14 protein-coding genes are annotated in these 20,982 nt (G+C 57.9%); 5 read left to right on the top strand and 9 right to left on the bottom strand.

What is annotated here, in order from left to right; genetic code table 11:
• Window positions 1-3 precede the first annotated feature (3 nt).
• On the top strand, window positions 4-807 hold the full coding sequence (gene yfaU, locus JLG71_RS08185) for a 2-keto-3-deoxy-L-rhamnonate aldolase (protein WP_014839099.1): 804 nt from the start codon (window positions 4-6) through the stop codon (window positions 805-807).
• A 22-nt stretch (window positions 808-829) separates the two neighbouring features.
• Here the strand turns inward: yfaU and glpC are convergent, their stop codons facing one another.
• From glpC to glpA, 3 genes are read right to left on the bottom strand one after another with little or no spacing between them, the layout of a single operon-like run.
• Window positions 830-2,008 (bottom strand): anaerobic glycerol-3-phosphate dehydrogenase subunit GlpC, encoded by a 1,179-nt coding sequence (gene glpC / locus JLG71_RS08190; protein ID WP_064391587.1) that lies wholly within the window; start codon window positions 2,006-2,008, stop codon window positions 830-832.
• Window positions 2,005-3,264: a glycerol-3-phosphate dehydrogenase subunit GlpB gene (glpB, locus tag JLG71_RS08195; RefSeq protein ID WP_064391589.1), complete on the bottom strand. Its 1,260-nt coding sequence runs from the start codon at window positions 3,262-3,264 to the stop codon at window positions 2,005-2,007. Before glpB ends, glpC begins: the two co-directional genes overlap by 4 nt.
• Window positions 3,254-4,876 (bottom strand): anaerobic glycerol-3-phosphate dehydrogenase subunit A, encoded by a 1,623-nt coding sequence (glpA, locus tag JLG71_RS08200; protein WP_064391591.1) that lies wholly within the window; start codon window positions 4,874-4,876, stop codon window positions 3,254-3,256. Before glpA ends, glpB begins: the two co-directional genes overlap by 11 nt.
• A gap of 271 nt (window positions 4,877-5,147) precedes the next feature.
• Here glpA and glpT point away from each other — a divergent pair, with 271 nt between their 5' ends.
• Together glpT and glpQ are read left to right on the top strand one after the other, a co-directional pair.
• Entirely contained in the window at window positions 5,148-6,494 is a 1,347-nt protein-coding gene (gene glpT / locus JLG71_RS08205) for a glycerol-3-phosphate transporter (RefSeq protein WP_064391593.1), read from the top strand.
• Window positions 6,495-6,503: 9 nt separating this feature from the next.
• On the top strand, window positions 6,504-7,571 hold the full coding sequence (glpQ, locus tag JLG71_RS08210; protein WP_064391595.1) for a glycerophosphodiester phosphodiesterase: 1,068 nt from the start codon (window positions 6,504-6,506) through the stop codon (window positions 7,569-7,571).
• Window positions 7,572-7,575: 4 nt separating this feature from the next.
• Here the strand turns inward: glpQ and JLG71_RS08215 are convergent, their stop codons facing one another.
• The 6 genes from JLG71_RS08215 to ubiG all read right to left on the bottom strand — a co-directional run bounded on the left by JLG71_RS08215 (window position 7,576) and on the right by ubiG (window position 15,160).
• Window positions 7,576-8,532, bottom strand: coding sequence for a LysR family transcriptional regulator (locus JLG71_RS08215; protein WP_025106703.1), 957 nt, complete (start codon window positions 8,530-8,532; stop codon window positions 7,576-7,578).
• A gap of 44 nt (window positions 8,533-8,576) precedes the next feature.
• Complete coding sequence (locus JLG71_RS08220) at window positions 8,577-10,121, bottom strand: GMC family oxidoreductase (RefSeq protein WP_025106704.1); 1,545 nt, start codon at window positions 10,119-10,121, stop codon at window positions 8,577-8,579.
• A 192-nt stretch (window positions 10,122-10,313) separates the two neighbouring features.
• A complete protein-coding gene (yfaE, locus tag JLG71_RS08225; protein WP_004104002.1) occupies window positions 10,314-10,568 on the bottom strand; it encodes a class I ribonucleotide reductase maintenance protein YfaE in 255 nt (84 codons plus the stop codon).
• Window positions 10,568-11,698: a class Ia ribonucleoside-diphosphate reductase subunit beta gene (gene nrdB, locus JLG71_RS08230; protein ID WP_004852757.1), complete on the bottom strand. Its 1,131-nt coding sequence runs from the start codon at window positions 11,696-11,698 to the stop codon at window positions 10,568-10,570. Before nrdB ends, yfaE begins: the two co-directional genes overlap by 1 nt.
• Window positions 11,699-11,801: 103 nt before the next feature.
• Window positions 11,802-14,087 (bottom strand): class 1a ribonucleoside-diphosphate reductase subunit alpha, encoded by a 2,286-nt coding sequence (gene nrdA, locus JLG71_RS08235; protein ID WP_200914080.1) that lies wholly within the window; start codon window positions 14,085-14,087, stop codon window positions 11,802-11,804.
• A 344-nt stretch (window positions 14,088-14,431) separates the two neighbouring features.
• The gene (ubiG, locus tag JLG71_RS08240) at window positions 14,432-15,160 is read right to left on the bottom strand and encodes a bifunctional 2-polyprenyl-6-hydroxyphenol methylase/3-demethylubiquinol 3-O-methyltransferase UbiG (protein WP_014230217.1); all 729 of its coding nucleotides are present in this window, start codon (window positions 15,158-15,160) and stop codon (window positions 14,432-14,434) included.
• Window positions 15,161-15,345: 185 nt separating this feature from the next.
• Between ubiG and gyrA the strand changes: the two genes are divergently transcribed.
• A complete protein-coding gene (gene gyrA / locus JLG71_RS08245) occupies window positions 15,346-17,979 on the top strand; it encodes a DNA topoisomerase (ATP-hydrolyzing) subunit A (protein ID WP_004852752.1) in 2,634 nt (877 codons plus the stop codon).
• A gap of 130 nt (window positions 17,980-18,109) precedes the next feature.
• Entirely contained in the window at window positions 18,110-20,956 is a 2,847-nt protein-coding gene (gene rcsC / locus JLG71_RS08250; RefSeq protein WP_200914081.1) for a two-component system sensor histidine kinase RcsC, read from the top strand.
• Window positions 20,957-20,982: the final 26 nt, after the last annotated feature.

Genomic DNA, 20,982 nt, shown 5'->3' on the forward strand with positions numbered 1-20,982 from the left:
ACTATGAACGCAATTTTATCGAACCCATTTAAAGCGGGATTATTACAAGGGGAAGCGCAAATTGGCCTGTGGCTGAGCTCGACCTCTTCTTATATGGCTGAGATTGCCGCCACCTCGGGTTACGACTGGCTGCTGATTGACGGCGAACATGCGCCCAATACCATCCAGGATCTTTATCATCAGCTGCAGGCCATTGCGCCCTACGCCAGCCAGCCGGTCATTCGCCCGGTAGAGGGCAATCGCAGCCTGATTAAACAGGTGCTGGATATCGGCGCCAGAACGCTGCTGATTCCCATGGTCGATACCGCCGAACAGGCGCGGGAGATTGTCTCGGCTACCCGCTACCCGCCGCTGGGTACCCGCGGGGTGGGGGCCGGAGTGGCCCGCGCCGCGCGCTGGGGACGGGTCGAAAACTATATGGCGCAGGCCAACGATGAGCTGTGCCTGTTGATTCAGGTAGAGAGTAAAACGGCCCTCGATAATCTGGATGCGATCCTTGAAGTGGAGGGCATTGACGGCGTGTTTATCGGCCCGGCGGACCTGTCAGCCTCGCTGGGCTACCCGGATAACGCCGGTCATCCTGAAGTGCAGCGGGTTATTGAACAGAGCATCCGCCGCATTCGTGCGGCGGGTAAGGCGGCCGGATTCCTTGCCGTCGATCCGGAGATGGCGCACAAAGCGCTGGCGTGGGGGGCGAATTTTGTTGCCGTTGGCGTCGATACCAACCTTTACACCAGCGCGCTGGATAAACGGCTGGCGATGTTCAAACCGGTAGCCGAACAGGCGGAGGGAAAGGGGAGCTACTAGCCCCCCGGTGCTGGCGCTGGCGTCAGGCCAGCGCCTGTGCCAGCAGGGTGATGGGATGTTCGCAGCGTTTGCTGGTGGACATCTCTATCTGCCATTTGCAGGTTTCGCAGTCGGTCACCACCAGATCCGCGCCGCTCTCATCAATTTGCCGGAACAGCGGCGCGCCCATCGCCTGCGATGAGTCGTAGTTCTCCGCCTTGAAGCCGTATGTGCCGGCAATACCGCAGCATTGCGAGTCGAGTACCTCCAGCTGCAAGCCGGGGATCAGCCGCAATAGCTCAAGGGTATACAGCGACCAGCCCATTTTTTCCATATGGCAGGGCGTGTGATAGACCACCTTCAGCGGCAGCGTTTTTAGCTTCAGAGGCCGCCCATTATCCAGCTGACGCCATAGCCAGCGAGTCGCCAGCTCAATCCGGTCGCGGATATCGTGATTATCGATATCAAGGAGATGCGGATATTCATCGCGCAGCGTAAAGGTGCAGGTCGATGAAGTCGCAATAATGGGCAGACTATTTTCCCGCATCGCGATGACGTTGCTCAGCGCCTGCTTGCGCGCTTTCGCAAAAAAACCGTTGGCAATCAGCGGTACGCCGCAGCATTTCTCTTTGCTCAATAACTGCACCCCGATGCCCATGGCGTTCAGCACCCGGATAAGATCTTTGCCCAGCTGCGGATTGTTGTAGTTCACATAGCAGCCGTGAAAAAACGCCACCTGTTCGGCGTACTGCCCCTGCCGGGCGGCCAGCTGACGATATGCGCGGCGAAAGGTACCAAAGCCATATTTCGGCAGCGTGCGGCGGTGGTCGATTTTAAGCGCGGCATCAAGGATTCGGCGTACCGGCCTCAGCCCGGTGGCGGCGTTCACCAGCGGGGCAAAGGGCGTGGAGAGGGCGCCCATCAGGTCGGTATGGCTGAGGATAGCATCGCGCAGCGTGGGCTTCTGCCGACCGTACTCCATGCGCGCTCGCTGGATAATATCGCCAATTTTGACGTCCGAAGGGCAGGCAACTTCGCAGCGTTTACAGTTGATGCAGTATTTCAATGCCTCGTCGTAGAGCGCGCCGTCTTTCAGGCGCAGGCGTTCGCCGTCCGGCCCGGCCTGTTTTGGCCCCGGATAGCGCGGATTAACCCGGCTAACCGGGCAGGCGGTGGTGCAAACGGTGCATTTTATACAGTGTTCAAAGCGCGTGTCGTTCATGATTCACCTCCGGCAAGCTCGCCGATTAACCCAGCGGCATGCAGCGCGGTCACCGCGCAAACGCCGCCGCCGCATCCCAGCGCGATGGCGTCAAAACCGCCGAGGATCGCGCCTACGGCGAACAGATTCTCCAGCGTCTGCCCCTGAAGCTGCGGGCGCAGATCCGCATCGGTTTTCAGGCCGAAACGCTGCCAGGGCTGAGAGGCAAAAAAGTCCTGCTGATACCAGCGCTCGCGCGGCAGCGTCTGCTGCAGGTCAAGGCCGAGGATCGGCTCGCGCACGCCGCTGCGCTCGGCGACCAGCCCGTTGCTGAAAAAGCTGCCGCTGGCCAGCACCGCGAAGCGCGGGCGCAGCGGGATATCGCCGTGATTGCGCGTCCAGATCGCGTTAACGCTACCGTTGCGGTGGCTGATATCGATGACTTCATCCCCGGTCAGCCAGGTCCCGCCGCTGCGGATAAATTGCCGCTGCAGCTGGGCGTGCAGGCGCATCCCCGGCACCGACGGCGGCAGCGTAGGCAGCAGGCGCAGCGGGCAGGGCAGGCGCTGCTGCAGCCACTGGTACAGACGATCGTCGGCGAGGCCAAAGCAGGCGGGCATAATCAGTAAATTATGCTGCTGCGCCAGCGGGCGCAGCGCCGCCAGCAGGGCCGGCCAGTGCGCTTCATCGTCCAGCCGGCGGGCAATATTGGCGGCACGAAATTCGGATGGGCTATCGCGCAGCACATCGAGGAGAGGTAAATCTATCTCATGGGCTTCGGCGGTCACGCCGTGCTGGTTCAAAGAGGCGGCGGCAAGATGCGGCTGGAAGTCGCCGAATCCGCTGATGCCGACTACGCCGACGCCGCTGGCGGGCAGCGGCGCGGTGGCGATTTCCTGCGGCGATAGCCAGGCCGCGCGTAAGGTTCCCAGCGGCGTCACGCGCAGATGCGGCTGGCTGGCGTCACCTTGCATGGCGATACCGCAGTCGGCAAACAACGCCTGACTCTGGCGGGCGTAATCCATCACCCGTTCGGCGCCGAGCCTGGCATAGGGATGTTCGGGAAGCTGGCGGGCCAGTTGGCCGATGCCGTGAGCGACATCGGTGACGGTGTCGCCATTCGGCAGCGTGGTAAGTAAATCCAGCGAGGCGGAAGAGAAGTGCAGGGCGCTTTGGCCGCGGCTGATAATCACGCCGCGCAGGCCGCGCTGGTTGAGCGCCAGCCCGCAGAGCAGTCCGGCGAGGCCGCCGCCGATGATGGCGCAATCAAACTTCATCCTGATGCTCCTTTTGTAATCCGCACAGGCCGAGATAGACCCAGCGGGTGAACTCGCTTTCGCGCAGCGCGTCCCCCCAGGCCACCGGCTGGACGCCTTTCCAGCGTTCGTTCAAAAATTGAGACAGCTGGGTAAGGGATCGCGCGGAAGTGGTGACGTTAAAACGCGCGAGCAGCCCGGCGGCGCGGCAGGCGCACAGTTCGCCCTGACAGGTTCCCATGCCGACGCGGGTGCGGCGGCGCAGGTCGAGCAGGTTTTTCACCGCCAGGTTTTCGACCGCGTACTGAACCTCGCCGGCGGTCACCGCCTCGCATTCGCAGACCAGGCTGCGGTGCTGGCGGCTATCGCCAAGCCAGGCCGGGGTGCGATCGCCGTGGCGATAGATGGCCGACCCGCGCAGCGACGCAGGTAAAGAGATGATTTTGCGTAGCGTGGCTTCCGCCGGCTCCTGCGAGCCCGGCAGCGGCGTATCGGCGGTCGTACAGGGGACGGTATTTCCGAGCTTGCGGCAGAGCGCATCCGTGGCCCACTCCGCCATCAGACGATAGGTCATCAGCTTACCGCCGGTGATGGTGATAAAGCCCTCCAGTCCGTCGCGCCGGGCGTGGTCGAGCAGCACAATACCGCGACTGACGCTGCGCCCGCTGGGATCGTCATCGCTGGCGACCAGCGGACGTATGCCGGAGTAGGCGCGCAGTACCCGCGTCCGTCCCATGATCGGCGCCAGCTTTTCCCCTTCGCGCAGCAGCGTTTCGACCTCCTCGGCCGTTACCCGGTTGTCGTCAATTTCGTCATAGGGGATATGCATCGAAGTAGTGCCAATCAGCGAAATAGTATCGCCGGGCACCAGGATATCGGCGTCAGCCGGTTTGCGGCAGCGGTTGATAACCTGACGGTTAATGCGGTGGTCGAGGATTAACAGCGATCCTTTTGCCGGAAACATCGCGATGCGCAGGTCGGCATACTCTGCGATGCGCTGCCCCCAGATCCCGGCGGCGTTGACCACCACCTGCGCGCGCAGCGTGCGCGATTCACGGAGCTGATGGTTGTAGATCGTGACGCCATGGACGCGATCGCCCTGACGCAGCAGGCCGGTGACTTCGCAGCCGGTGAGGATAGCGGCGCCATGTTCGCGGGCATCGAGCATATTTGCGGCGGTGAGGCGGAAAGGATCGACGGTGCCGTCGGGGACCTGCACCGCGCCGAGCAGCGCCGGGTTAACCGCAGGCTCATTGCGCAGCGCCTCGGCGGGCGTCAGAGGCTGGGCCTCAATACCCGCCTGCTGGCAGGCGGTGATAAAGGTGTGCTGATACGCCGGATCGTCTTCCGGCAAGGTAATAAACAGGCCGCTGGTGGGCTCAATGCAGTGCCGGGCGATGCGGCGTAAGATGCGGTTTTCGCTGATACACTCCCGCGCCGATTCGCTATCGGTTACCGCATAGCGCGCGCCGCTGTGCAGCAGGCCGTGGTTACGGCCGGTTGCCCCGGTGGCGATATCGTAGCGCTCAACCAGCGCCGCCTTCAGCCCGCGCAGCGCGCAGTCGCGCGCGATCCCGGCTCCGGTGGCGCCGCCGCCAATAATAATGACGTCATATTCACGACTATCGGCCATCTCCCTGTCCTCTGTGTTCGTTTTACATCATTTAGCCATATCGACCGCGTTTAATGTTTGATTTCGAGCATATTTGCGCGTAATTCGAGCGTTTGTTGTGACTTTATGCGCATATTGGAAAGTTCTGTCATATTTCTGTAACAAAGTGTGCGACATTTCACAGTATTAGATTTACGCTTTGCCTACTATCGCGACCAAATCAGAAGTCAGTGAATAAATTACGTTTTTTTGCGACGACGTCAGAAGAACAGCAATGGCCACGGAGGCTGATATGTTAAGTATATTTAAACCCGCAGCGCATAAAGCGCGTTTGCCAACGGCGGAAATCGATCCGCTATATCGTCGATTACGCTGGCAGATCTTTATCGGTATCTTCTTCGGATATGCCGCTTACTATCTGGTTCGTAAGAACTTTGCTTTGGCGATGCCCTATCTTATCGAGCAGGGGTTCTCCCGCGGCGATCTCGGCTTTGCGCTTTCCGGTATCTCTATCGCCTACGGATTTTCGAAATTCATCATGGGCTCGGTTTCTGACCGTTCGAATCCGCGCATTTTTTTACCGGCAGGCCTGATCCTTGCCGCGCTGGTGATGCTGGTGATGGGCTTTGTCCCCTGGGCGACCTCCAGCATTATGGTGATGTTCGTCCTGCTGTTCCTGTGCGGCTGGTTCCAGGGAATGGGCTGGCCGCCGTGCGGACGTACGATGGTGCACTGGTGGTCGCAGAAAGAGCGCGGCGGTATTGTTTCGGTATGGAACTGCGCGCACAACGTCGGCGGCGGGATCCCGCCGCTGCTGTTTCTGCTGGGGATGGCGTGGTTTAACGACTGGCACGCGGCGCTGTATATGCCGGCTTTCGGCGCGATCCTGCTGGCGATTTTCGCCTTCACGATGATGCGCGATACTCCGCAGTCCTGCGGCCTGCCGCCGATTGAAGAGTACAAAAACGATTATCCTGACGACTACAGCGAGAAGCACGAAGAAGAGCTGACCGCAAAGCAGATCTTTATGCAGTACATCCTGCCGAACAAGCTGCTGTGGTACATCGCCGTCGCGAACGTGTTTGTTTATCTGCTGCGCTACGGCATTCTTGACTGGTCGCCGACCTACCTGAAAGAGGTTAAGCACTTCGCGCTGGATAAATCGTCCTGGGCCTACTTTCTTTATGAATACGCGGGGATCCCGGGCACCCTGCTGTGCGGCTGGATGTCGGATAAAGTGTTTAAAGGCAACCGCGGCGCGACCGGCGTCTTCTTTATGACCCTGGTCACCATCGCCACCGTCGTCTACTGGCTGAACCCGCCGGGTAACCCGGGCGTGGATATGGCCTGCATGATCATCATCGGCTTCCTGATTTACGGTCCGGTGATGCTGATTGGCCTGCATGCGCTGGAGCTGGCGCCGAAAAAAGCCGCCGGCACCGCCGCGGGCTTCACCGGCCTGTTTGGCTATCTCGGCGGCTCCGTGGCCGCGAGCGCCATCGTTGGCTATACCGTCGATTTCTTCGGCTGGGACGGCGGCTTTATGGTGATGATCGGCGGCAGCGTGCTGGCGGTTCTGCTGCTGATTATCGTGATGCTGGGTGAACGACGCCATCACCAACAGATGAAACAAGCTTAAGGAGCGGCGATGAAAAGCACATTAACCACCTTGATGAGCGGAATGCTGCTGGCCGCGACGGCGCTCTCTTTCAGCGCCGTCGCGGGGGAGAAAATCGTTATCGCCCACCGCGGCGCCAGCGGCTATCTGCCGGAACATACCCTGCCGGCGAAAGCGATGGCCTACGCGCAGGGGGCGGACTACCTCGAGCAAGACCTGGTGATGACGAAAGACGACCGGCTGGTGGTGCTGCATGACCACTATCTGGATCGGGTGACCGACGTGGCCCAGCGTTTCCCGCAGCGGGCGCGTCAAGATGGCCGCTTCTACGCCATCGACTTTACCCTCGCCGAGATAAAGTCGCTGAAGTTTACCGAAGGGTTTGAGCCGAAAGATGGCAAGAACGTGCAAACTTATCCGGGCCGTTTCCCGATGGGGAAATCTGATTTCCGTATTCATACCTTTGAAGAGGAGATTGAGTTTGTGCAGGGGCTGAACCATTCGACCGGCAAAAACATCGGCATCTACCCGGAGATCAAAGCGCCGTGGTTCCACCATCAGGAAGGCAAGGATATTGCCGCCAGCACGCTGAATGTGCTGAAGAAATATGGCTATACCGGCAAGCAGGATAAGGTTTATCTGCAGTGCTTTGACGCCAACGAGCTCAAGCGCATCAAACAGGAGCTGGAGCCGAAAATGGGGATGGATCTCAATCTGGTACAGCTTATCGCCTATACCGACTGGAATGAGACCCAGCAGAGGCAGGACGACGGCAAGTGGGTGAACTACAGCTATGACTGGATGTTCAAACCGGGGGCGATGGCGCAGATCGCGCAGTACGCTGACGGCATTGGCCCGGACTACCATATGCTGGTGGCGGAAGGCTCGACGCCGGGTCACGTGAAGCTGACGGCGATGGTGAAAGAAGCCCATGCCAGCAAGCTGCAGGTGCATCCATATACGGTCCGCGCGGATCAGCTGCCAGCGTATGCAGCGGACGTGAATCAGCTTTACGACGTTCTGTATAACCAGGCGGACGTGGACGGGTTGTTTACGGATTTCCCGGATAAGGCGGTGAAGTTCCTCAATAAAAACTAAGCCATTAATCAGGGGCGCTTGCGCCCCTGTTCCAGAGGGGCAGCAGCCCGGCCAGTCGTAACTGTTTTTCCCACTCTGGCTCTGGCCCCAGCTTTTCCGCAACCTCGTTGACCAGCGCCTGAATCACTGGCGAGGCGCGACGCGTCTGGCGATACAGCGCCACAATGTTGCCACCCTCCGGCTGCCAGTCGGGTAAAACAATTTTTAGCTCTCCCCGCATTATCGCTTCAGCGCCTAAAAATAGCGGCATGACCACAATCCCAAGCCCCATTCTGGCGGCCTCCAGCAGGCTGAAGGCGTTATCCGAACGCAGACGATTTTTGACCCGCCAGGTCTGACGCTGCCCGTTATGCAGCAACTGCCAGCAGCCGCCCGGCGCGCGATGGGTATATAGCAGCCCGTCGTGCTGCTCCAGTTCAACAGGATGCAAAGGCGTGCCCCGTTGCGACAGATAGTCCGGGCTGGCGCAGAGCCAGGTCAGGTTGCGCGCCAGCGTTCGGGCGATGAGCGTTGAGTCCGGGACGAGACCGAGGCGGATGGCGATATCAAAGTCGGGCTGGTGCATATTGATCTGCCGATCCTCCGTCGCGATATCGAGAGACAACCCCGGATGGTCGCGGATAAAACCGGCCAGAATCGTCGATAAATGAGTGGTCATAAACGTATGCGAGGTGGCAATCCGCAGCCCGCCCCGAAGCTCGCTGCGTGACGGGGCCACCGCCTCTTCTGCCAGCGTGACTTCGTCAAGCAGCCGCACGCACTCCTGATAAAATAGCAGGCCCGCCTCCGTGAGGCTAAGCCGTGGCCCGCGCTCCAGTAAGCTGGCGCCAAGCCGTTTCTCCAGCATCTTGACGCGCTGGCTGACTACCGATTTTGATGTCCCCAATTTTGCCGCCGCGCCGACAAAGCTCAGAGACTCAACAACCGAAACAAACGTGCTCATCTCCACGAACTTGTTCACACAGGCGCTCCTTTTTCGGGTCTTGCGGTTGACTATGCCTCGTTCTATGCGCCAGAAAAACGGCTGGCGAGATATTCTGCCGCCATGATCGCATCCGGATTGGTCGCCTGAGAGGGAACGTCCGGGAACAGCGAGGCATCGACGACAAACAGCCCGGCAATACCGAAAACTTTCCCGCAGGCGTCCACGACGGCGATGGGATCGCTTTCGTTCCCCATCGGCGCGGTCGCGCTGAGGTGCAGGTTACTTTTCACCGTCTTACGCTGTTCTTCTGCTATCTGCTGGTCAGTTTCTGCCAGTGTACCGCCTTTTACCATCGGGACTTCGCCAATCACCAGCGCCTGTAGCGGACCTTCCTGCACCAGCGCCCGGGATAATTTCACCGCTTCGACCATTCGCGTGACGTCGCGCTCGTCGCCCAGTAAATTGAGATCGATACGGGGGCCGAGCAGCGGGTTGCGGCTCGCCAAAGTCAGACGCCCGCGGGCAAAGGGGCGCGCCACGGTGAAAAAGAGCTGGAAACCCGCACCATGTGGAAATAGTTCAGGATCTACGAAGTGGTTATTGCTGATATAGAGATCCAGTTCGTTGGCTGCCGCCAGCGAAGATTGCGTCCAGAGCGTTGTGCCTATAGGGGGATAACTGGCATGCTCAGCGGACGTTGCCAGCATGATCCCGTTCACGGGTTGTTCCTGCAAGTTGCGCCCAACGGGGAGATCCTGTTTCACCGTGATCTCGAGATGGCGTAAATCGTCCGCAGGGCCAATGCCGGAGCGCAACAGAATCGCTGGCGTACCGGCCGCGCCGGCGCACAGGAATACGTTGTCGGTAGCGATCTGTGTTCCGTCCGCCAGCTGTACGCCGTTCACGCGCGAACCTTCAATCAACGCTTTATCCACGACCGTCATGCCGACAATCGACAGATTCTTGCGCGCGCGAACGTCTGCCGTCAGGTAGACCATGGCGGTATTTTGCCGGATGCCGTTGACAACATTGACCGGGTAGACCGCGACGCCGTGCTGCTGCGCGCCGTTGATATCGTCAACGGCGGCGAAGCCGTGAGCGCGGCAAGCATGATAAAACGCCTGGCTTGCCGGGCTGAGCGTTTCCAGCGCCGGTAACCGCACCGGAACCGGGCCGTGGCGACCATGCCAGCGATCGTCGCCATAGTCGGCGTTTTCAAGTCGTTTGAACCAGGGTAAGACCTTATCGAACGACCAGTCGCTCAGGCCGCGCTTGACCCAACGGTCAAAATCAGATTTGGGGGCGCGAACAAACGCGCCGGCATTGATCGTTGACCCGCCGCCAAGTACTTTTGCCCGCAGGTGACCGGCCGTGTGATCGGTTCCCGTTGCTACCCCGCGCTCCCAGACGTAATCGCCGCCACCAACAGAGTGGCTTTGCGCCAGCTCGTCCGGCCAGGCATCAGGGGCAAAAACGGGGCCGCCTTCCAGCAGCGCTACCTGGCAATCGGGGTTCTCGCTCAGACGTGCGGCGAGTACTGCACCCGCAGAACCCCCGCCGACCACGATGACGTCGTATGCTTTTTTCAGTCCGTTGGCGCAGTTTTCCTGTTTGACGGAAGCCATTTTTTCTCTCCTCATGAATGTCGTGACGCAGAGCATCAGCCAGCGTTGCTGCGACCATTGCTGATGGCCTTATCCGGTGGCTTATACAGGTAGAGTAGGCGGAGTGGGGGGAGGTGAACAGGGAAAGGAAGACGAACCCAGGGTTCGTAAAAAACGAACCCTGTAAAGAATGGGAATGCGTTTCAGGCTGGCTTACATTTCGATTTCGATATCGCCTTTTGCCCGGCAGCAGCAGGGCAGAATCTCTCCCGGCTGGACAAACGCCAGCGGTTCGGTGAGCCAGTCAACCTGGCCCGAAACCAGCCGTAGACGGCAGGAGCCGCAGTAGCCTTCGCGGCACTGATACTCCACGTCGATATTGTGCGATTCCAGAGCCGCCAGCAGGGAGGGATGTTCATCCTGACACTCAAGGCGAGTGTCAGAAATCTTCAAAAAAATGCGTTTCATCAGAGCTGGAAGTTGCTCAGATCGTCGGCGTCGACTTCGGAATCGATCTGTCCGACGAGGTAAGAACTGACTTCCACTTCCTGCGGCGCGACCTGCACGTTATCGGACACCAGCCAGGTGTTGATCCACGGGATCGGGTTGGAGCGGGTCTGGAACGGCAGATCGAGACCCACCGCCTGCATGCGGATGTTGGTAATGTACTCAACGTACTGGCAGAGAATATCTTTGTTCAGGCCGATCATCGAACCGTCGCGGAACAGATAATCCGCCCACTCTTTTTCCTGCTGCGCCGCCTGCACGAACAGGTCGTAGCACGCCTGTTTGCACTCTTCGGCGATTGAAGCCATCTCCGGATCGTCGACGCCGGAACGCAGCAGGTTCAGCATGTGCTGGGTGCCGGTCAGGTGCAGCGCTTCGTCGCGAGCGATCAGACGGATAATCTTGGCGTTACCTTCCATCAGCTTGCGCTCGGCAAAGGCGAAAGAGCAGGCGAAGCTGACGTAAAAACGGATGGCTTCCAGCGCGTTCACGCTCATCAGGCACAGGTAGAGTTTCTTTTTCAGCTCGCGCAGGTTCACGGTAATGGTTTTACCGTTCACGCTGTGGGTGCCTTCGCCCAGCAGATGCCAGTAGCTGGTCAGCTCAATCAATTCATCGTAATAGCTGGAAATGCCTTCCGCGCGTTTCTGAATCTGCTCGTTGGTGACGATATCGTCAAACACCATCGCCGGATCGTTAACGATATTGCGGATGATATGGGTGTAGGAGCGCGAATGTATGGTCTCCGAGAACGCCCAGGTTTCCACCCAGGTTTCCAGCTCCGGAATTGAAATCAGCGGCAGCAGGGCGACGTTCGGGCTGCGGCCCTGGATGGAGTCCAGCAGCGTCTGATATTTCAGGTTACTGATAAAAATGTGTTTTTCGTGTTCCGGCAGCGCCTGATAGTCGATACGGTCGCGGGAAACGTCAACTTCTTCCGGACGCCAGAAGAAGGAGAGCTGTTTTTCAATCAGCTTTTCGAAGATGTCATATTTTTGCTGATCGTAGCGGGCGACGTTCACCGGCTGACCGAAGAACATCGGCTCTTTGAGCTGGTCATTTTTCGTCTGTGAAAAGGTGGTGTATGCCATGAGTGGGGATCCTGTCCTGGAATTATACGCCGGGCGGCGCTTCGCTAGCCCGACCTACATTAGACCGTAGGCCCGGCAGGCAACGCGCCGCCGGGCAATATTATCAAATCTTACATGCGCCGCTTTCGCAGCCGTCGTCCTGGATGGACGGCGCCAGGTCATCCTGGGCATCTTCCGCGCCATCGCGCGTGTTGTGATAGTACAGCGTTTTGACGCCGAACTTATAGGCATTGAGCAAGTCTTTCAGCAGCTGCTGCATCGGCACTTTGCCAGACGGGAAGCGCGTCGGATCGTAGTTGGTGTTAGCGGAAATCGACTGGTCGATAAACTTCTGCATAATACCGACCAGCTGCAAGTAACCGTCGTTGTTCGGCATTTCCCACAGCAGCTCGTAGCCGTTCTGCAGTTTTTCGTAATCCGGCACCACCTGGCGCAGGATACCGTCTTTTGACGCTTTGATGCTGACGTGACCGCGCGGCGGCTCAATGCCGTTGGTGGCGTTGGAGATCTGCGAAGAGGTCTCGGACGGCATCAGCGCGGAGAGCGTGGAGTTACGCAGACCGTGCGTTTTGATCGACTCGCGAAGCTGCTCCCAGTCGTAATGCAGGGATTCGCTGACGATAGCGTCCAGGTCTTTTTTGTAGGTATCGATCGGCAGAATGCCTTTCGCATAGGTGGTTTCGTTAAACCACGGGCACGCGCCTTGCTCGATCGCCAGCTCGTTAGAGGCTTTCAGCAGGTAGTACTGAATCGCTTCGAACGTTTTATGCGTCAGGTTGTTAGCGCTGCCGTCAGAGTAGCGTTTACCGTGCTTCGCCAGATAGTAGGCAAAGTTAATCACCCCAATACCCAGCGTACGACGGCCCATCGCGCCGCGTTTGGCCGCCGGGATCGGGTAGTCCTGGTAATCCAGCAGGGCATCCAGCGCGCGAACGGCCAGCACCGCCAGCTCTTCCAGCTCATCAAGGCTATCGATAACGCCGAGGTTGAAAGCGGACAGGGTACACAGCGCAATTTCACCGTTTTCGTCGTTCACATCTTCCAGCGGCTTGGTTGGCAGGGCGATTTCCAGGCACAGGTTGGACTGGCGCACCGGCGCGACAACCGGGTCAAACGGGCTGTGGGTGTTGCAGTGGTCCACGTTCTGGATGTAGATACGGCCGGTGGAGGCGCGCTCCTGCATCATCAGCGAGAACAGTTCTACCGCTTTAATGCGCTGCTTGCGGATGCTGTCGTCCTGCTCGTATTGGGTGTACAGGCGCTCGAACTCGTCCTGGTCGGCGAAGAACGCATCGTACAGGCCCGGGACGTCGGACGGGCTGAACAGGGTGATATCGCCGCCTTTCAGCAGACGAGTGTACATCAGCTTGTTGATCTGTACGCCGTAGTCCATGTGACGAACGCGGTTGGCATCGGTACCGCGGTTGTTTTTCAGCACCAGCAGGCTTTCGACTTCCAGATGCCACATCGGGTAGAAGAGGGTCGCCGCACCGCCGCGGACGCCGCCCTGGGAGCAGGATTTCACCGCCGTCTGGAAGTGCTTATAGAACGGGATACAGCCGGTATGGAAAGCTTCACCGCCGCGAATCGGGCTACCCAGCGCGCGGATGCGGCCGGCGTTGATGCCGATACCGGCGCGCTGAGAGACGTATTTCACAATGGCGCTGGAGGTGGCGTTAATCGAATCCAGGCTGTCGCCGCACTCGATCAGCACGCAGGAGCTGAACTGACGGGTCGGGGTACGCACGCCGGACATAATCGGCGTCGGCAGCGAAATTTTGAACGTCGACACCGCGTCATAGAAACGCTTGATGTAGTCCAGACGCGTCTCGCGCGGGTAGTTGGAGAACAGGCAGGCGGCAACCAGAATGTACAGGAACTGGGCGCTTTCATAGATCTCACCGGTGACGCGGTTCTGCACCAGATATTTGCCTTCGAGCTGCTTAACCGCAGCGTAGGAGAAGGTCATATCGCGATCGTGCTCGATGAACGAGTCCATCTGCTTGAACTCTTCTTCCGTGTAGTCTTCCAGCAGATGAGTATCGTATTTGCCGTTTTTCACCATTTTCGACGCGTGGTCGAACAGCGCTGGCGGCTCAAACTGGCCGTAGGCTTTTTTACGCAGGTGGAAAATCGCCAGACGGGCGGCGAGATACTGGTAATCCGGCGCCTCGCGGGAGATAAGGTCCGCGGCGGCTTTGATAATGGTTTCGTGAATGTCGGCGGTTTTAATGCCGTCATAGAACTGAATGTGGGAACGCAGTTCTACCTGGGAGATGGATACGTTATTCAGCCCTTCTGCCGCCCAATCCAGCACGCGGTGGATTTTATCGAGATTGATGCGCTCGGTGCTACCGTCACGCTTTGTCACCAGCAGACTCTGATTCATGTGGATTATACCTGTCCGTGAAAGAAAATATCCCCCACTTATCCACAGAACGCCGTTGTGACTAACTCTGTGGATAAATACTATATGTAGGGGGTGGTCGATAAAAGAAACGCTATATGGTGAGTATTCTAGTAAGGATTCTTTTGAGTACAAGAGTTGATTTTGACGTTAAATTGAGGTTGCGGAAGGGTAATAATCGCCAAGTCCACGCCACATAAGGCCTGGAGAAGATGTCAATAAATCAGAAAAAAAAATGAAAATTTGATCGAGTGCTGATTTCTTCATCGGAAGAAAAAATCACGCGGCTTGATGCCGCGCAATCATCATAGGAAATACAGCTGACGTTATGCTTTTTTCGCCGTTGTATGCAACATATAGTTAACATCCACCCCTGGCGCCAGCTTGAAGGTATTGGTCAACGGATTGTAATGAAGACCGGTAATATGCTGCTCTTTCAGAATTGTCTCATCTACCCAGCCGATCAGCTCCGCGGGCTTGATGAATTTCTTCACGTCGTGGGTTCCCTTCGGCACCATTTTCATGATGTATTCGGCGCCGACGACCGCCATCAGCCACGCTTTACCGTTGCGGTTAATGGTTGAGAAGAACACCTGACCGCCAGGTTTGACCAGCCGCGCGCAGGCGTGGACGACCGACTGCGGATCCGGGACGTGCTCCAGCATCTCCATGCAGGTAACGACGTCGTACTCTCCGGCATGCTTCGCCGCGTGCTCTTCAACGGTTTCCTGGACATATTCGACCTGAATCCCGCTCTCCAGGGCGTGCAGTTTCGCCACCTGTAGCGGTTCGAAGCCCATATCCAGACCGGTCACCGCTGCACCTTCCCGGGCCATGCTTTCCGCCAGGATGCCGCCGCCGCAGCCGACATCAAGTACTTTTTTGCCAAACAGGCCGCCGGAGCGCTCCGCGATATAGCCGAGGCGTAGAGGATTGATGCGATGTAACGGCTTGAATTCGCCCTCTAAATCCCACCAGCGCGAGGCGACGGCTTCAAATTTAGCGATTTCATTATGATCAACATTGTGGGCCACCGACGGTTTTTCGGCATTCATGGGCGCTTTTACTCCTGTTCAGTTCAGACCCGCGAGTATATCAGGCCTCAGGGATGAATAAACCGTCTATCCCTGTCGCCTTTCGCCGCGCGAAAATCATTGGGTATAGGTTTACCCGTATCACCGCGGCTGTGTTATAATTTGCGACCTTTGAATCCGGGATACAGTAGAGGGATAGCGGTTAGATGAGCGACCTTGCGAGAGAAATTACACCGGTCAACATTGAGGAAGAGCTGAAGAGCTCCTATCTGGATTATGCGATGTCGGTCATTGTTGGCCGTGCGCTGCCGGATGTCCGAGATGGCCTGAAGCCGGTACACCGTCGCGTACTATACGCCATGAACGTATTGGGCAATGACTGGAACAAAGCCTATAAAAAATCTGCCCGTGTCGTTGGTGACGTAATCGGTAAATACCACCCTCATGGTGATACTGCCGTGTACGACACCATTGTACGTATGGCGCAGCCATTCTCCCTGCGCTATATGCTGGTAGATGGCCAGGGTAACTTTGGTTCGGTCGACGGCGACTCCGCCGCAGCGATGCGTTATACGGAAATCCGTATGTCGAAGATCGCCCATGAGCTGATGGCCGACCTCGAAAAAGAGACGGTGGATTTCGTCGATAACTATGACGGCACGGAAAAGATCCCTGACGTTATGCCGACCAAAATCCCGAACCTGTTAGTCAACGGTTCGTCAGGTATCGCGGTAGGTATGGCGACGAATATTCCGCCGCACAACCTCACCGAAGTGATCAACGGCTGTCTGGCCTACGTTGAAAATGAAGACATCAGCATTGAAGGGCTGATGGAACACATCCCAGGTCCGGACTTCCCGACCGCCGCGATCATCAACGGTCGCCGCGGCATTGAAGAGGCCTATCGTACCGGTCGCGGTAAAGTGTACATTCGCGCCCGCGCGGAAGTGGAAGCTGACGCGAAAACCGGCCGCGAAACCATCATCGTGCATGAAATTCCGTATCAGGTGAACAAAGCGCGCCTGATTGAGAAAATCGCCGAGCTGGTCAAAGACAAACGCGTCGAAGGCATCAGCGCGCTGCGCGACGAGTCCGATAAAGACGGTATGCGCATCGTGATTGAAGTGAAGCGCGATGCGGTGGGTGAGGTGGTGCTGAACAACCTCTATTCGCAGACCCAGCTCCAGGTCTCCTTCGGTATCAACATGGTTGCCCTGCACCATGGTCAGCCGAAGATCATGAACCTGAAAGAGATTATTGCCGCGTTCGTGCGCCATCGCCGCGAAGTGGTGACCCGTCGTACGATTTTTGAACTGCGTAAAGCCCGCGATCGCGCGCACATCCTCGAAGCGCTGGCGATTGCCCTGGCCAACATCGATCCGATTATCGAACTGATTCGCCGCGCGCCGACCCCGGCGGAAGCGAAGGCCGCCTTAATCGCCCGTTCATGGGATCTGGGCAACGTTTCCGCGATGCTGGAACGTGCAGGCGATGACGCCGCCCGTCCGGAATGGCTGGAGCCCGAGTTCGGCGTACGCGACGGCCAGTACTACCTGACCGAACAGCAGGCGCAGGCGATTCTGGATCTGCGTTTGCAGAAGCTGACCGGCCTTGAGCATGAAAAACTGCTCGATGAATACAAAGAGCTGCTGGAACAGATCGCGGAACTGCTGCACATTCTGGGCAGCGCCGATCGCCTGATGGAAGTTATCCGCGAAGAGCTGGAGCTGGTCCGTGAACAGTTCGGCGACGCGCGTCGTACCGAGATCACCGCTAACAGCGCGGATATCAACATTGAAGACCTGATCAACCAGGAAGATGTTGTCGTGACCCTTTCGCATCAGGGCTACGTGAAGTATCAGCCGCTGACCGACTACGAAGCCCAGCGTCGTGGCGGTAAAGGTAAATCTGCGGCGCGTATCAAAGAAGAAGACTTTATCGACCGCCTGCTGGTGGCCAACACCCACGATACGATCCTCTGCTTCTCCAGCCGCGGTCGTCTCTACTGGATGAAGGTTTATCAGCTGCCGGAAGCGAGCCGCGGCGCGCGCGGCCGTCCGATCGTCAACCTGCTGCCGCTGGAAGCCAACGAGCGTATTACCGCGATCCTGCCGGTCCGCGAATATGAAGAGGGCGTGAACGTATTTATGGCGACCGCCAGCGGTACCGTGAAGAAAACGGCGCTGACTGAATTCAGCCGTCCGCGTTCCGCCGGTATTATCGCGGTTAACCTCAACGAAGGCGACGAGCTGATTGGCGTCGATCTGACCTCCGGTCAGGACGAAGTCATGCTGTTCTCCGCCGCCGGTAAAGTGGTGCGCTTTAAAGAGGACGCCGTCCGCGCGATGGGCCGTACCGCCACCGGCGTGCGCGGCATCAAGCTGGCCGGCGAGGACAAAGTGGTTTCTCTGATCGTTCCGCGCGGTGAAGGTGCCATCCTGACCGTCACGCAGAATGGCTACGGTAAACGCACCGCAGCTGAAGAGTATCCCACTAAGTCGCGTGCGACCCAGGGCGTTATCTCAATCAAAGTGACCGAACGCAACGGTTCCGTTGTGGGCGCGGTGCAGGTTGATGACTGCGACCAGATTATGATGATCACCGACGCGGGCACGCTGGTACGAACCCGCGTATCTGAAGTGAGCATTGTCGGTCGTAACACTCAGGGCGTGATCCTGATTCGTACTGCGGAAGATGAAAACGTAGTCGGCCTGCAGCGCGTGGCTGAGCCGGTTGATGACGAAGAGCTGGATGCCATCGACGGCAGCGCGGCGGAAGGCGACGAAGATATCGCGCCGGAAGCGGATACTGACGATGACATCGCCGAAGACGAAGAGTAATCCTCTGCGGTAATTGTCTGAAAGGGTCGGGGTTCTCCCCGGCCCTTTTTGTTTTCCCGTTGCGGGACCGGTGTTTTATCGTTACCTTAACGCCATTCTGTTGAGCCCCTGACGGCCGAGCATCGCCACATTGAAATATCTAGCTTCTTTCCATAACACGTTAAAGGTTTCACGCTATCTGTTCAGAGCGCTGGCGATACTGCTGTGGGTGCTGGTCGCTTTTGTTTCGGTGTTTTACATCGTCAATGCGTTGCACGATCGCGAATCGGAAATTCGCCAGGAATTTAACCTCAATGCCGATCAGGCGCAGCGCTACATACAGCGTACGGCCGATGTGATCAAAGAGCTGAAATACGTTGCCGGCAACCGGCCGATGGACGGCAGCGAAGGCGGCGATACGCCGGTGCAGCGCGGCGATATTACGATCCCTGATTTTGAACCGCTCTACCCGGATTCCGACTGCGCGCTGATGAGTACGACCTGGCGTAACTCGCTGCAGTCACTGGCGTGGTTTATGCGCTACTGGCGCGACAATTTCTCAACGGCCTACGACCTCAATCGTATTTTTATGATTGGCAGCGACAATCTGTGTATGGCCAACTTCGGCCTGCGCGATATTCCGCTGGAGCGGGACCAGGCGTTAAAAGTGCTGCATCAGCGCATTGAGCAGTATCGCGACGCGCCGCAAAACGAGCGCGGTAACAATCTGTTCTGGATAAGCCAGGGCGTGCGCCCGGGCGTTGGCTATTTCTATGCGCTGACCCCAATCTATGTGGCGAACCGCCTGCAGGCCATGCTCGGCGTAGAGCAAACCATCCGCATGGAAAGCTTCTTTACCCCAGGCAGTCTGCCGATGAACGTGACGATTCTCGACGATAACGGACAGACGCTGATCTCGCTTGCCGGGTCGGACAGCAATATTAAACCGGATGCGAAGTGGATGCAGGAGCGTCTGTGGTTCGGCTATACCGCCGGTTTTCGCGAGCTGGCGATGAAAAAAAGCCTGCCGCCGTCATCGTTAAGCATTGTCTATTCGGTGCCGGTGGATCAGGTGCTGGAACGCATCCGGATGCTGATACTGAACGCCGTGGTGCTCAATCTGCTTACCGGCGGGCTCCTTTTTGCGCTTGCCCGCATGTATGAACGGCGGATTTTTATTCCGGCTGAAAATGACGCCCAGCGCCTCGAAGAGCACGAGCAGTTCAACCGAAAAATCGTTGCCTCCGCGCCGGTGGGGATCTGTATTTTACGTACGATCGATGGCACCAATATCCTGAGTAACGAGCTGGCGCATAACTATCTCAATATGCTAACCCATGAGGATCGGCAGCGGCTGACGCAAATTATCTGCGGCCAGCAGGTGAACTTTGTCGATGTGCTGACCAGCAACAATACCAATTTGCAAATCAGCTTTGTCCACTCGCGCTACCGTAACGAGAACGTGGCGATTTGCGTGCTGGTGGATGTCTCGGCGCGCGTCAAAATGGAGGAGTCGCTGCAGGAGATGGCCCAGGCCGCCGAGCAGGCCAGCCAGTCGAAATCGATGTTCCTTGCCACCGTCAGCCACGAACTGCGAACGCCGCTGTACGGGATTATCGGTAACCTCGATTTATTGCAGACCAAAGAGCTACCGAAGGGCGTCGATCGTCTGGTGACGGCGATGAACAACTCTTCCAGCCTGCTGCTGAAAATTATTAGCGACATCCTCGATTTCTCGAAAATTGAGTCCGAACAGCTCAAAATTGAGCCGCGGGAGTTTTCGCCGCGCGAGGTCATGAACCATATTTCCGCCAACTATCTGCCGCTGGTGGTGCGGAAACATCTCGGGCTGTACTGCTTTATTGAACCTGACGTACCGCAGCTGATGTCCGGCGATCCGATGCGCCTGCAGCAGGTTATTTCAAACCTGCTGAGTAACGCGATTAAGTTTACCGATACCGGCTGCATTATCCTGCACGTAGAGCGGGCGGAGGATTATCTGCGCATCAGCGTGCGCGATACCGGGGAAGGGATCCCGGCGAAAGAGGTCGTACGCCTGTTTGACCCGTTCTTCCAGGTGGGGACCGGCGTGCAGCGTAATTTCCAGGGGACCGGACTCGGTCTGGCGATTTGTGAAAAGCTTATCAGCATGATGGATGGCGATATTGCCGTTGAAACCGAGCCAGGTATGGGCAGCCGCTTCACTATTCGTATCCCGCTTTATGGCGTACAAAATATGCCGTCGCCGAATATTGATGGCCTGGCGGAAAAATGCTGCTGGCTGGCGATTGATAACAGCTCGCTGGCGCTGTTCGTCGAGCAGTTGCTCAAATACCACGGTATTCCGGTCCGTCATTTTGACGGGCAAGCGCCGGACGCGGAGGATATTCTGTTGACCGATAGCGAGACGCATGACGCCTGGGACGGCGGCGCGATGGTGATCTTCTCTCGTCGGCATATCGGTATTCCACAGGAGCGGGCGCCCGGCGAGTGGCTGCATAGCGTGGCCACGCCGCACGAGCTGCTGCCGCTGCTGGCCCGCATCTTCCATATTGCCATGGCCAGTACGGAAAACGGCCCTGCGCTATCCGCGGCGGATGCGCAAACCGCCAGCAATGATGACATGATGATCCTGGTGGTGGACGATCATCCGATTAACCGACGTCTGCTGGCCGATCAGCTGGGATCGCTGGGCTATCAGTGCGTGACGGCAAATGACGGGGTCGATGCGCTGAATGTCCTGAGCAAGCAGCATATTGATATCGTGCTCAGCGACGTCAACATGCCGAATATGGATGGTTATCGCCTGACCCAGCGCATTCGCCAGCTAGGGCTTACGCTGCCGGTTATTGGGGTGACCGCCAACGCGCTGGCGGAGGAGAAGCAGCGCTGCCTGGAGTCCGGTATGGACAGCTGCCTTTCAAAACCGGTCACTCTGGATATTATCAAGCAGACGCTGACGGTCTACGCCGCGCGGGTACGTAAGGGCAGGGAATAAAAGACGTTTCCCGGATAGCGCCGCGC

Source organism: Klebsiella michiganensis, from assembly GCF_015139575.1.
GTDB lineage: Bacteria > Pseudomonadota > Gammaproteobacteria > Enterobacterales > Enterobacteriaceae > Klebsiella > Klebsiella michiganensis.

Bases quoted from the DNA above. Each gene is read 5' to 3' on its own strand.
- yfaU (WP_014839099.1), top strand. From the start codon at position 4: ATGAACGCAATTTTATCGAACCCATTTAAAGCGGGATTATTACAAGGG.
- glpC (WP_064391587.1), bottom strand. From the start codon at position 2,008: ATGAACGACACGCGCTTTGAACACTGTATAAAATGCACCGTTTGCACC.
- glpB (WP_064391589.1), bottom strand. From the start codon at position 3,264: ATGAAGTTTGATTGCGCCATCATCGGCGGCGGCCTCGCCGGACTGCTC.
- glpA (WP_064391591.1), bottom strand. From the start codon at position 4,876: ATGGCCGATAGTCGTGAATATGACGTCATTATTATTGGCGGCGGCGCC.
- glpT (WP_064391593.1), top strand. From the start codon at position 5,148: ATGTTAAGTATATTTAAACCCGCAGCGCATAAAGCGCGTTTGCCAACG.
- glpQ (WP_064391595.1), top strand. From the start codon at position 6,504: ATGAAAAGCACATTAACCACCTTGATGAGCGGAATGCTGCTGGCCGCG.
- JLG71_RS08220 (WP_025106704.1), bottom strand. From the start codon at position 10,121: ATGGCTTCCGTCAAACAGGAAAACTGCGCCAACGGACTGAAAAAAGCA.
- yfaE (WP_004104002.1), bottom strand. From the start codon at position 10,568: ATGAAACGCATTTTTTTGAAGATTTCTGACACTCGCCTTGAGTGTCAG.
- nrdB (WP_004852757.1), bottom strand. From the start codon at position 11,698: ATGGCATACACCACCTTTTCACAGACGAAAAATGACCAGCTCAAAGAG.
- nrdA (WP_200914080.1), bottom strand. From the start codon at position 14,087: ATGAATCAGAGTCTGCTGGTGACAAAGCGTGACGGTAGCACCGAGCGC.
- ubiG (WP_014230217.1), bottom strand. From the start codon at position 15,160: ATGAATGCCGAAAAACCGTCGGTGGCCCACAATGTTGATCATAATGAA.
- gyrA (WP_004852752.1), top strand. From the start codon at position 15,346: ATGAGCGACCTTGCGAGAGAAATTACACCGGTCAACATTGAGGAAGAG.